Source organism: Pseudoalteromonas sp. TB64 (assembly GCF_000498095.1).
In the GTDB taxonomy this organism is placed as follows: domain Bacteria; phylum Pseudomonadota; class Gammaproteobacteria; order Enterobacterales; family Alteromonadaceae; genus Pseudoalteromonas.
The window spans coordinates 16,609-29,164 of sequence record NZ_AUTQ01000262.1; the positions used below are offsets into that span (position 1 = coordinate 16,609).

Below are 12,556 nucleotides of genomic sequence, written 5' to 3' on the forward strand. Positions count from 1 at the left end.
GAAATAGCTGCTTGAGATAGATTTATTATCCAGAGCCCAGATTATTTAATAGTAGCGCTCTCGATACTAAATTACTAGCGTGTAGTTTTACCGTAAATAATGCTTAAAGTATTACTTACGATGATGTTATTGCACATAAAAAAGCGGCTAATGTTGTTTTAACATTAACCGCTCGCATATTAATTTAAATACTTAGCTACTAACGTAGGCTGATTGGTATTATTTAAGTATTTCAGCTAGTTCAAATAAGTCTTTTACTACATGATCTGGTTTTTTTGCTAATGGGTAAAGTGCTTTACCAGGGCGTGCAATAAAGGTCGTTTGTAAACCAGCTTGTTTAGCACCAGCTACATCCCAACCGTGCGCCGCTACCATCATTGCTTCACTTGGTTTTACATTTAGCTTTTTAAGTACCCACTCGTAAGCACGTAGATCCGGTTTATAAATTTTAATATCTTCAATACTGTAACGCGCATCAAAGTACGATGTTAAACCAGCGCTTTCAAACTGTGCTTGTACACCTTTGTTTGAAGAGTTTGTAAGGCTAACTAATTTATAGCCTTGTGCTTTAAGTTTAGCCAAGCCTTCTTTAACATCGCTATGTGGCGGAAGTGTTAAAAGTGGAGTAACAATAGCTGTTTTAGCTTGCTCATTAGTAATTTTGATATTGTTGTTTTTAGCAACCATTGCAAGAGAAGCAACACCAATTTGACCAAAATCGTGGTAATCACCTGTTACAGTATCTACAAGCGAATGATGTAACATAGTTGAAAACCACAATGGTAATAAGTCTTCACGTCCGCCAAGTGCTTTACCAATCGAGGTACGCATTGACGTTAAATCAAGTAGAGTTTCGTTTACATCAAAAATAAGTACTTTAGGTTTTGCTTGTTCTTGTGCTTCATCAGCTATTGCATAGCCTGATACAAGGCTAGTACCTACAAGAAGTGAAAGTGTGATTGTTTTTAACGATTTTAAAATAGACATTAACTATTCTCCGATTCAAGTGCTGTCATTATATCAATAGGTTCTGCGCGTAATGTGTAGTCTTCGCTTAAAAATGCGTAGGTAATAATGCTATCTTGATTAATTACGTAGGTAGCCGGTAACGGAAGTTTATAACTTTTATCACCGTAGTAATGTTCAAAATCAATACCAAACTTAGTATACAAAGCTTGAATACGCTCATCTAGCGTAAATAATAAGCCAAATTGCTCTGCTACTTTATTGCTTACATCTGAAAGAACATCAAATTCAAGTTCATTCTTTTGTGCTGTAGATAGCGTTTCGTCAGGTAATTGTGGTGATACCGCTACTAACTGTGCGTTTTGAGCTTTAAATTGAGGTAAATAATCGTTCAGGGCTTTTAGCTCTAAATTACAATATGGACACCAACCACCACGGTAAAAGCTAACAATTACCGGGCCTTTTTTAAGTAAATCTTCAAGCTCAACGTTTTCGCCGTTGTGATTAGCTAAGCTAAAGTTCTCTACTTTTTGACCAATTTGCAAAGCGTTATCTTTAATATGCTGTGCAATCAGTTCTTCGTTTGTCGTGTTCATTAGTGCTAAAACATCAGCCGGTAACTTGGCGTCTTTTTCAACATTGTACGCATCTATTTGCGCTTTTAAACTCATGATAAAACCTCAATAATTGAACTGCGTTTGAGTATAGTGTTTTAGTTATTTAAATAAACATTGCAAAAGTGAAAGCTTCATTCGAAAATGTTAAACATTGAAAAGTATATATTGGCATTATTATGTATAACTTGAGTGATTTAGAAACGTTTATAGCGGTAGTCGAAAATAAGGGGGTACTTGCTGCAGCGCGTGAGCAACGCTTATCACCTGCAACAGTAAGCCATCGGCTAAGTAAATTAGAGCGTGAATTGTCTACTGTTTTAGTTTTTAGAGATAGCCGCAGAGTACGTTTATCGCCGGCAGGAGAGATTTTTTACACGCGAGTGGGGGCTATTATTGAGGCACTACACGACGCTGAACACATTATTGGTGCGCGCAGTTCGTCTGTTAGTGGTTTGTTAAGAGTAACAATGCCACCTTGGGTTTTTTCAAAATATGTAATGCCAAAGTTAACTGAATTTGAGCAAAATTATCCTGAGTTAAAACTGGATTTTTTAATAACCGATCATTTTGTAAATGTAGTTGATGATGCACAAGACGTGGCAATTCGAGTTGGGCAACTAAATGATTCAGGTTTGCTTTCGCGAAAAATAGTTAACAATAGCCGTATACTTTGCGCAGCTCCTAGCTATATAGAAAAATATGGGATGCCTAAAAACTTAACGCAATTGAGCGACCATTACTGGGTATGTTTACCGTGGCAAAGGCAATTAAAGCTTTTTGATGAACAAGGTAAAATACATACGTTTAACGCGAGAACACGATTTACTATTTCTAATTCAGACAACATGACTCAAGCCGCGATTGCTGGTCATGGTATTGCAATTAAATCAATGATAGCAATTCATGAAGACATTAAAAATGGTACTTTAATAGAAGTAATGCCAGGTGTAATGGCACAAAGTGATGCACCGGTATGGTTTTTACGACCACAGAACAGCTTAACAACACGAAAAACTGACGTGTTTTACGATTTTATGAAGTCTTTATTTATTCCTTAATTTTTAACAGTTTTTTGTAGCCACGTTTAAAGCCAACAAGTAATAAAAACCCACAAAGTTCAGCAAGCATTGCTATTAAAATGGCAGCAATAATAGCGGCCGTAATAGAGTCTTCTTTAAGTATTATTTGACCTTCAAAATGAAGCCAAACTTGTTGTTTTATGTTTGTAAGATCACTCGATAAAGTAAATAAATATGGGGATTGGGTAAATTCATTTACTGCTTGTTGTAGGTTTTGTTGGCGTTTAAAAAGCGTATTTATATGATTCCCACCTTTACCAACTATATCATCACCTAAATTTTGGTAATGTTTAATGAGTTTACTCAAATCATTATTAAAGTATTGAGCTGCATCTTTTTTAAATGGTGCAATTGCCGTATTTGCCTCAACTAAATGTGCGTTGAGCGCTTGTCCAAAATTGCTAACAAAAGCAGGTATTTGTACACCAAGTAGTAAACCACATGCAAAAAAGCTAAGCCTTATGTAGTCTAAAAGTTTACTCATATATCTTCTCATTTATTTAAATTACCTAATGTTAACATCTGAGCTTGGTTTTTATGCTTAAAACTCGTAATCTAACGACCATACAAACAATAACAGGTGGGTGTTAAGGATGACGAAAAAAGTAAGTTTCACGTCAACATTTGTTGATGTTTCAAGTCAACTTAAACGTTTTGTATCACGTATTGTACAACCCGATGATGTAGAAGACATAGTGCAAGAAACGTTTATAAAAAGCTATGAAGCTGATTTAAAGCAAGATATTCAATTTACGCGTAGTTACATGCTCAAAACAGCTAAACATTTAGCGCTAAATCACATTGCAAAATGGGATAACAAATTTAGCGAGTCTTTAGAGCACGACAGTGAATTACCCACGTTGCTTAAATCAATGCAATTAGAAGATGAATACACTTCAAAAGAACGCTTTTTACTTTTTTGCAAAGCAACAGAGCAATTAAGCTCATCAATTCGAAAGTGTTTTATACTAAAAAAAGTATATGGCATGAGTCAAAAAGAAATAGCAGAACAAATGCAGCTAAGTCAAAGTACTGTTGAAAAACACATTGCCAAAGGATTATTACAAACAATATTGTATATGCGAGAGCATGACCGGAATATTAATGCGCATAGCGATAATATTCCAACGTCACTGCAACCGCTGTCTACTCAGAGGGTAGCAAAATGAGTAATGTGCATCAGTTTACCTCAAAAGACTTAATCTTAGAAAAAGCCTGTGATTGGATAAGTGCGATTGATCGCGGACTTAATGATGACGAAAAAGAGCAATTTAAATTATGGATGATGCAAAGTACGGCTCATCAAGATGCCGTATACGAGCTAGCCCATTTATGGGATGAGCTGTCGGTATTAAATGAATTAAGTAGTTTATTTCCTCATCGCAGTACCGCGCCACAAAAAACTAACTGGGTATTTTCGTATTCAATAGCAGCGAGTTTATTTGCTGCGTTAATGGTGTGCAGCTATTTACTCATTAATTTAGAAAGTGGTTACAGCCAAGAGTTAGCAAAGATTAATTACACTAAAATTTATAAAACGAAAGTAGGCGAGCAAGCCACATACGTATTACCTGATGGCACTATTGTTCAGTTAAATACCAATAGTTTATTAGAGGTCGCATACAGCAAAGGACGTAGGCAATTACTTTTAAGCAAAGGTGAAGGGCGATTTAATGTTGCAAAAGATGCTACCCGCCCGTTTAGTGTTATGGCTGGCGATAAGAGCTTTACGGCTTTAGGCACTGTATTTAATGTTCAACGCAATACCTCTTCAGATTTAGAGCTGGTAGTAACTGAAGGTAAAGTTATGGTTACCGATCCAAGTGTTGCTGTAGATGCTAATGATTTTAAAGCCTATCAACTTGCTAATAACAGCACACAAAAAATTCGAAAAATTAACGCAAACATTGTTACCTCAGGCGAAAAAATCATTATTCAAAAAAGCATTACTAAACCAATTACTCAGTTATCTGTTGACGATGTACAACGAGATTTAGCATGGCAAAACGGCATGCTTATTTTTAATGGTGAAGAGCTAAGTGATGCATTAAATGAAGTTAGCCGCTATACCTCAACACGTTTTGAGCTTTCATCTGCAGAGCTTGGCAGTATTAAAGTTGCGGGAGTATTTAAAGCAGGTGACGTTGAAGGATTACTTGAGAGTTTACAAACAAACTTTTCAATTGATCATGAGCGTTTAGGTGAATACGTAGTCAGTCTTAAACACCATACAGAATCATAAGTAGCAGTTATGCAAATTAAGCAAATGTTAGATAAAGTTGCACCAATAAAGACTGTAAGTAAAAAAAACATTAAAAAAAAGAAACAAAACTATAGAGGATTTTTGTTTGCCACCTGTTTGTATAAGTTGCGCAGTAACCAAACGCATTTATTGAGTGGCTTTAGTGTGCTTGTACCGGCTTTTTTGAGCTTAAGTGTACAAGCAGCTACACAAACCACTGGGCAAATGGTGCAATTTGATATCAAAGCGCAGCGAGCAGATAAAGCCTTAATTGAATTTGCTAAACAAACAGAGCAAACCGTGATGTTTTCTTATGAGTTAGCAAAGCAGTACGATGCAAATTCGGTTTATGGATTTTACACCCAGTTAGATGCCTTACAGGCATTGTTAAGTGGGACCCAACTCGATGCGGTTGTTGATCAAGATGGTTTACTGAGTATAAAACTCAAACAAATCAACAGGAATGATAACAACATGATTAAGCTTTCAGCGGTCAGTGCAGCTATATTACCAGCGTTACTTGCAGCAAATTCGCAAGGCGTAAATGCAGCAGAAGATGTTGCTCAAGAAAAAATTGAAAAAATTGCTATCATAGGTAGTCGTGTAGCGGGTCGTTCAGTTGAAGATTTACCCGTTCCAGTAGATATTTTGAGTGCAGAAGCACTTGAAAATACAGGCCAGACAGAAGTGGGTCGCATGTTACAGGCTATTGCCCCTTCTTTTAACTTTTCAAGTTCAGCTATTAGTGATGGTACTGATGCATTAAGACCTGCGACACTTCGTGGTTTAGGTCCAGATCAAACCTTAGTGCTGATCAACGGTAAACGTCGTCACCAAGCAAGTATTATTCATATTAACTCATCGGTAGGTCGTGGTACTGCGGGTACCGATATGAATGCAATTCCAGCTTCTGCAATTAAACGTATTGAAGTATTACGCGACGGTGCTGCTGCGCAGTATGGTTCGGATGCAATTGCTGGTGTAATTAATATTGTACTTAAAGATGGTAGTGAAGGTGGTAAAGCCGCTATAAATTACGGGCAATATTCTGAAGGCGATGGCGAAACTGTTAACCTAGATTTTAACAAAGGTCTTGCTTTAGGCGACGACGGATATGTAAATGTAACACTTAATTATCGCGACCGAGCGCCAACAAATCGTGCCGGTGTACATGGTTCGTGTCAGTTTTATGGTTGTACAGAACTTAGCGATGGTACTTTATTAGCCGGTGACCCTCGCGAACTTACAGCAGATAGAGACACTTTTAGAATTGGTGATGCAGACTCACAACAATTTGGTTTAGTTGTGAATACGGGTTACCAATTAGGTGATGGCGAGCTTTATGGTTTCATTACTTACTCTACACGTGATAATGAATCGGCAGCATTTTTCCGCCATAATGCAAATGCAGATGGTAACTCTGTTTTACAAGATAACGACGCAACTATTCCGCTAGGTTTCTTACCAAAAATTAATACGACTATCGACGATATCTCTTATAACTTTGGTTATAAAACTGAGTTTGATAACGACGCTAGTTTAGATATTTCTTATACTTACGGCGAAAACAGTATTGATTACACAACAAGTGACACTATCAATGCTTCTTATGCTAACTTTTTACGTTACGATCAAGGTTTAAGTGCCGCTGATATTCGCGCAACGATCCCACGTGAAGCATATGCTTACGGTATGGAATTATCACTACAAACACTCAATATTGATTTTACTCAAAACTTTGATGATTACTCTTTAGCGATGGGTGCTGAAATACGTACTGATGAATACCGCATTTTAGAGGGTAATGAATACGCATACCGTGATTACGATACTAACAATGGTGTGAGCATATACGATGGTTTAAGCGGCGGAATAGGCTCTGAAGATGCGTCGGGTGGAACGCAAGGTTTTGGTGGTTCATCGCCAGCATCGTCGGTTGATGAGTCGCGAGATGTAATTTCGTTTTACTTAGACGCAGAAGCCTATGTAATTGATGATGTAATTTTATCAGGTGCATTACGCTACGATAATTACAAAGGTTTTGGCGATACAGTCAACTTTAAACTTGCTGGTAACTGGTCAATAACGGATGCCGTTTCATTACGTGGTGCGTTAAGTTCAGGTTTTAGAGCGCCTTCAATGCAGCAATTGTACTTTAACAACATAAGTACACAGTTTGTTATTGGTCCAGATGGCACGTTAGTAGCTGAAGAAGTAGGTACTTTTAGAAATGACTCAGCACTTGCGCAAAGTTTAGGTATTCCAAAACTTAAAGAAGAAAAATCGCAAAACCGCAGTTTAGGTATTGTTTATAACGTTACAGATAACATTAACGTAACGGTTGATTACTACTCAATAGATATCGACGACCGTATAGTTATAAGTAACCGTTTAGGTAAAGGTTTATCTTCAAGCTTAGATGCTGCATTAGTTAGCTCAGGTGCAGGAGCTGGTCAATTTTTCTTAAATGGAGCTGATACAGAAACTCGCGGTGTTGATTTTGTAGCAACATGGAATACTGAAGGCTTAGGTGGCACGCTTGATTTTACATTAGCAGCTAACTTTACTAAAACTGATGTTGTTTCATTATTTACACCATCAGGTTCAGGTTTAGAAACTGTGCCAGTTGAAGATGTATTCTCAGACCAAGAAATTTCAATCATTGAAGAATGGCAGCCTGAAGATCGCATTAACTTAAGTGCGCTTTACCAAAATGAAGACTGGACGGTTAATTTATCGCTTAATCGCTTTGGTGAATACACAGTTGAAGATGGTGGCAGCCAAACTTATTCAGCAGAAATTTTAACTGATGTAAAAGTTAATTATTTTGTAACTGAAAATTTATCTGTAAATATTGGTGCAAACAACTTGTTTGATGTTTACCCAGATAAGAATGAAATTGGTAACTCTCGCTCGGGCACAATTGTAGATGCTAATGGCAATACAGTGGTAAGTAGCTCTGGCGTGTTTGAATACTCTCGTCGCTCAGCTCCATTTGGATTTAATGGTGCTTATTACTATGTAGGCGCAGAATACCGTTTTTAAAGATAACACTCCCTATTGTTATTTATAGTTAAAGGGCCGTAAGGCCCTTTGTTTATTCTAAATGCTTATTTAGAGACTAGGGCAATAGAGTAGTTCTCATACTCTTTAATATTGTTTATTACATTCATCAATGTATTGTGATTACTATTTTCGTCAGCTTTTATCAATACCGAACTTATTTCATATTTTGCAGCAAACATTGCTAAGTTAGTAGAGACTTGCTCTAAGTCAATCAACCTATCAGCAAAGTACACTGCGTTACTTTCATCAATACTAAATAACGCATTTTTAACTGGTTTGTCTATTTGAGGGCTATCGAGCGGGCGGTTTAATTCAATAGCTACCGGTTTTACAAAAGATGTAGTTACAATAAAGAAAATTAGTAATATGAACACTATATCAAGCATAGGTGTCATATCTACATCAGCATTATTTTGCAGTTTAGTTAGTTTACTTTTCATATTGGACCTTACTTTTAGTTAAATGCTGCGGCGCCACAGCGAGGTTTTAGGATCCTATTAACAAAACTAGCACAGCTAAAATAAAGTGTGGTTAATTAAATATTCTAATAATATTAAATATTTGTATAAATTATGTCGCACTATGTAATATTTAAATCATCGATTATTTAAAGGCAATAAAAAACCCAGCACAAGGCTGGGCGTTTTGACGTAAAAAATTAAAACTTAATGCTTTTGCATTCGACTCATCTCAGCATGACAGCTTTGCATTGTTAACAATGTTTTTGCTAAAGCTGCTTCACAATCTGCGGGTTGAGGTTTATCCATTGCAGCTTTGATTTCTGCTAGTGTCTTATCTTCTACTTCTTCAAGCTCTTTAACGTATGTACTATCGTTATTTGAACTAAATGTAGTTAAAACGGCTGTATATGCACGGCGTGCTTCTACTGCAAATGAAGAGCCATCTTCGCGTTCGCCTTTTTCGTTAATAGCATAGGGTTGTAGGCGCTCAACACTTACTTTACGGGCATCAATCATACGCTGGAAAAGTGCGCCAATAGCAGGATCTTTTACTTTTTCTTGGGCTTTTTCGTAAAAGTCGATGCCGCTGTTCATTACTTGAATAATGTCAGTAATATGATTTACTTCTGTTCCTTGATGGGTGTTCATAATGACCTCTTTTATTAAATGAATATTAAAGTACAACTTAATAAAGCAAAGGCTATTCCACCATGTTAATCTATTTTAACCTGTTGATTTTTATTGAAATAATAACAAATTAAGATTACTAAGTTAATTTATAATACTTTTAACCCAGCAATTTTTACAAGATATTGTGTAATAAGGTTATTTTAGCTCTTCGGCAACCTCAGCTACTTTTTGTCGTAACCAAATATGGCTCGCATCTCTGTGCAAAAGAGGACTCCAAATCATATCTAACTCAAAAGGAGGGATAGGAAAGGGCGGTTCTAAAATTTTAAGCCCAGGATCATCCGAGTACATGTTCGCAGCTTTAGAGGGAAGAGTCGCAATGAGGTTTTTTTCTTTGGCTAGGTGTATCGCCACATGATAATTACGTGTGAAAGTAGCAATATTGCGATGTTTACCAAAATGAGCAAGGGCTTCATCTACCCAACCAAGTTTTTGTACATCTTTAGGATCCATTCCAACGCCAACACCAAAGCCTGTTTTACTTACCCAAATATGACGTGCCTTTAAATAGCTATCTAAACTAAAGCTTTCGATAATGGGATTGTCAGCTTTAACTAAGCAGCAAAAGCTATCTTTCCAAATACGCTTATGATGAAACGATTGAGGTAGATTTTCAAAGCGATTAATAGCCATATCAACTTTGCCATTTTCTACATCATGAAAAGTCACATCACTAGGGGTGAGTATATCTAATGTAGTGTCAGGGGCTTCGTCGTGTAATTTACTAAGCAGTTTGGGTGCTAGAGTGCTCGCCGCATAGTCGCTTGCCATAATCCTAAATACGCGTTTACTTTGGCTTGCTTCAAACTCTCTGTTTGGCGCAAGAGTCTCTTCAAGAGTCATTAATATACCGCGTATTACAGGTTGCAACTCTAATGCACGCTCTGTCGGTACCATACCATCGCTGGTTCGTACTAAAATAGGATCGTTAAAGAGGTTTCGCAACCGTTTAAGACCATTACTCATTGCAGGTTGTGTAATACTCAATTGGTTTGCAGCGCGTGTTACGTTGCATTCTCGTAGTAGCGTGTCGAGGTAAACCAGTAAATTTAAATCTATTTTACTTATATTCATGTGTGTCCTTCGTTTACCAGTGATGGATAAAGCGCTGTGCTGTCGGGTATGGGTAAATATGGCTCACTTGCCCATTTTTTATGTTTTGTTGTGCCTGCTTCCAAAAATTAACGTCAACTAATTCAGGGTGTGTACTTAATAAAAATTGTTTGTACGTTGGGTTTGGCGTTACAAAAGTACAAAGCTGTTCAGGAAATACATCTTGAGGAGCCACTGAATAGCTCTGCTCATTTGTAAGATAGTCATCGTAGCTCTTTGCTTTAGGTAGAGCTCTAAAGTTCATATCCGTTAAATATTGCACTTCATCATAATCATAAAAAATTATACGTTTGTGTTTACTTACCCCAAAGTTCTTTAATAGCATATCACCCGGGAATATATTAACGGCAATCATTTCTTTAAGTGCTTGACCATATTCTTCAATTGCATCAGCAGCACTTTCGTCATCTGCATTTTCTAAAAATAGGTTTAGTGGTGTCATGCGTCTTTCAATATATAAATGTTTAATGATTAACCAATCACCTTCGATCACCATTGATGAGCCAATTGTTTTATGTAATTGCGCAAGTAAATTACTATCAAAACGGGCTAAAGGAAATACGACGTTAGAATACTCTATGGTGTCAGCCATACGCCCAACGCGATCATGACTTTTTACTAGTTGATAGCGTTTTAAAACAGTGTCGCGACCAAATGGTTTACTTTCACCAAACTTGTCTTTAATTACTTTAAAAACATAGCCAAAAGAGGGGAGTGTAAATACCATCATCACCATGCCTAGCGTACCAGGGGCAATGGTAAATTCATCATTAGAGTGAGTAAGGTGACTTAAAAATTCGCGATAAAATTCTGTTTTACCTTGTTTGTGAAAACCAACAGCATTATAAAGTTCAGCTATTGTTTTGTTCGGCATAAGCTGATTTAAAAAGCGTACCAATGCTGATGGGGCGTGAGTTTCAACCATAAAATAAGCACGAGCAAAACCAAAAATAACACGCATTTGCGATGATTTAGTCAATAATGCATCTAAGTATAAGCCTTTGTCTTCATGGTGTAGCACGGCAATTATAAAAGGCTGTACGCCACTTTTAGATACAACTCGACCAATAATGTAAGCTGCTTTATTTCGATAAAATGGGGTATGGAGTATATCAAATCGCATTTGCCATGGTTGATGATGTGTATCGGGTGCTTGCTTATAAAATGCCTTAACGAGCAGGCGAATATCTCTCTCTAAATCGACAAATGAAGCTTTGAAATCAAAGTGATTGATAATTTGTTTTATTGTCGGTTTTAAACCATCGACTACCGGAAAATAACTTCTATATTCTGCTTCAACTGGTACCGGTGGGTCATCTTTTAATGTGGCTTGTACAAATATAAAGTCATTATGAAAGTAGCGTCTATGATACAGACGACAAAATACGGAGTTATAAAAGGTTTCTGCAAGCTCAGCCTGAGGATGAAAACATAAAAAGTGTTGGTATATTTTTTTTACTTCAAGCCATAGAGCTTCATTTAGCTCATCGGTCGATTGTGCTTTCTGTAAGGCTTGTGTAGTTTCGTTAACGCGATTATCGTAATAGCTAATACGTAATCGGCTAATATCATTTATTGCTTGCCAATCTTTATTGGCGAAAGCATGGGGGGCTTTCGCTGTTATTTTTTGAAATAGTTTATAGTGCTTTTTAAAGCCTGTTAAAATTAGTTCGGCAATACGACGTGCCTGCATGTGAACTCCTTAATAGACGCTAGAGCTTATACTCTATTGTGTTAAGGGTATGTTATTTTAAGTTTAAAACCAAGCTAAATAAAGTACATGGTACGGATGTAATATTTTAATCTTCGTTTAACTTATTTATATGAATTTATCTTCTTTTCGAGTGATTTTATCCGCTTAGTAATCGCGGATACATCCTTTTTATACTCTTTATTAATCACTTTTAGCTTTTTAGTAATATCGCTAGTAATACGTTTTTTATCGTCGTTAGCTAAAATATGATTGAGGCGTTGCTGCTGTTTATATTCAGCACGTTCTTTTTCTCGCTCGAGTATCGTTAATTTATGATTATTACTACGAAGTTCAGCCTGCAAACCACTTAACAACCGTTCACGTTCTAGTTCGTTCAATTGTTTGGTGTAGTCAACTTTAGGTCCAGTTTGCTGATTTGTTGTAGTGTGTACTTTATAAACAGTAGCGTCATTATCACAGGGAAATTGAGAAAAGGTAGTGCCTTTTTCCGTAACACATTTGTAGTAAGTATTTGCGCTATTACTATAAAAGCTAATACAAATACAATATACGTAAAAAGAGTAAGTAAACAGTTTAAACATAACGGTCATCCCTGTGATTATTCTACT

12 protein-coding genes are annotated in these 12,556 nt (G+C 36.7%); 4 read left to right on the top strand and 8 right to left on the bottom strand.

The window, feature by feature from the left end:
* Positions 1-219: 219 nt before the first annotated feature.
* Together L647_RS0121825 and L647_RS0121830 are read right to left on the bottom strand one after the other, a co-directional pair.
* A complete protein-coding gene (locus L647_RS0121825) occupies positions 220-987 on the bottom strand; it encodes a haloacid dehalogenase type II (protein WP_024612895.1) in 768 nt (255 codons plus the stop codon).
* Complete coding sequence (locus L647_RS0121830) at positions 987-1,637, bottom strand: peroxiredoxin-like family protein (protein ID WP_024612896.1); 651 nt, start codon at positions 1,635-1,637, stop codon at positions 987-989. Before L647_RS0121830 ends, L647_RS0121825 begins: the two co-directional genes overlap by 1 nt.
* Positions 1,638-1,759: 122 nt before the next feature.
* Here L647_RS0121830 and L647_RS0121835 point away from each other — a divergent pair, with 122 nt between their 5' ends.
* Positions 1,760-2,641 carry a LysR family transcriptional regulator gene (locus tag L647_RS0121835; RefSeq protein WP_024612897.1) on the top strand — a complete coding sequence of 294 codons (882 nt, stop codon included), beginning with the start codon at positions 1,760-1,762 and terminating at the stop codon, positions 2,639-2,641.
* Here L647_RS0121835 and L647_RS0121840 read toward each other — a convergent pair.
* Positions 2,631-3,146 carry a DUF2937 family protein gene (locus tag L647_RS0121840; protein WP_024612898.1) on the bottom strand — a complete coding sequence of 172 codons (516 nt, stop codon included), beginning with the start codon at positions 3,144-3,146 and terminating at the stop codon, positions 2,631-2,633. The genes L647_RS0121835 and L647_RS0121840 overlap by 11 nt on opposite strands.
* A 109-nt stretch (positions 3,147-3,255) precedes the next feature.
* On the opposite strand from L647_RS0121840, the gene L647_RS0121845 reads away from it, so the two are divergent.
* From L647_RS0121845 to L647_RS0121855, 3 genes are read left to right on the top strand one after another with little or no spacing between them, the layout of a single operon-like run.
* A complete protein-coding gene (locus tag L647_RS0121845) occupies positions 3,256-3,831 on the top strand; it encodes an RNA polymerase sigma factor (protein ID WP_024612899.1) in 576 nt (191 codons plus the stop codon).
* A complete protein-coding gene (locus L647_RS0121850) occupies positions 3,828-4,904 on the top strand; it encodes a FecR domain-containing protein (RefSeq protein WP_024612900.1) in 1,077 nt (358 codons plus the stop codon). Before L647_RS0121845 ends, L647_RS0121850 begins: the two co-directional genes overlap by 4 nt.
* Positions 4,905-4,913: 9 nt before the next feature.
* Positions 4,914-7,949 (top strand): TonB-dependent receptor, encoded by a 3,036-nt coding sequence (locus L647_RS0121855; protein ID WP_024612901.1) that lies wholly within the window; start codon positions 4,914-4,916, stop codon positions 7,947-7,949.
* Between the two features lie 65 nt (positions 7,950-8,014).
* Here L647_RS0121855 and L647_RS0121860 read toward each other — a convergent pair whose 3' ends face one another.
* From L647_RS0121860 to L647_RS0121880, 5 genes are all read right to left on the bottom strand, one after another.
* Complete coding sequence (locus tag L647_RS0121860; RefSeq protein WP_024612902.1) at positions 8,015-8,410, bottom strand: biopolymer transporter ExbD; 396 nt, start codon at positions 8,408-8,410, stop codon at positions 8,015-8,017.
* Positions 8,411-8,635: 225 nt separating this feature from the next.
* Positions 8,636-9,079 (bottom strand): PA2169 family four-helix-bundle protein, encoded by a 444-nt coding sequence (locus L647_RS0121865; protein ID WP_024612903.1) that lies wholly within the window; start codon positions 9,077-9,079, stop codon positions 8,636-8,638.
* Positions 9,080-9,256: 177 nt separating this feature from the next.
* A complete protein-coding gene (locus L647_RS0121870) occupies positions 9,257-10,195 on the bottom strand; it encodes a LysR family transcriptional regulator (RefSeq protein ID WP_024612904.1) in 939 nt (312 codons plus the stop codon).
* Between the two features lie 13 nt (positions 10,196-10,208).
* Entirely contained in the window at positions 10,209-11,927 is a 1,719-nt protein-coding gene (gene aceK / locus L647_RS0121875; protein ID WP_024612905.1) for a bifunctional isocitrate dehydrogenase kinase/phosphatase, read from the bottom strand.
* A 122-nt stretch (positions 11,928-12,049) separates the two neighbouring features.
* The gene (locus L647_RS0121880) at positions 12,050-12,529 is read right to left on the bottom strand and encodes a hypothetical protein (protein ID WP_024612906.1); all 480 of its coding nucleotides are present in this window, start codon (positions 12,527-12,529) and stop codon (positions 12,050-12,052) included.
* Between the last annotated feature and the right edge of the window lie 27 nt (positions 12,530-12,556).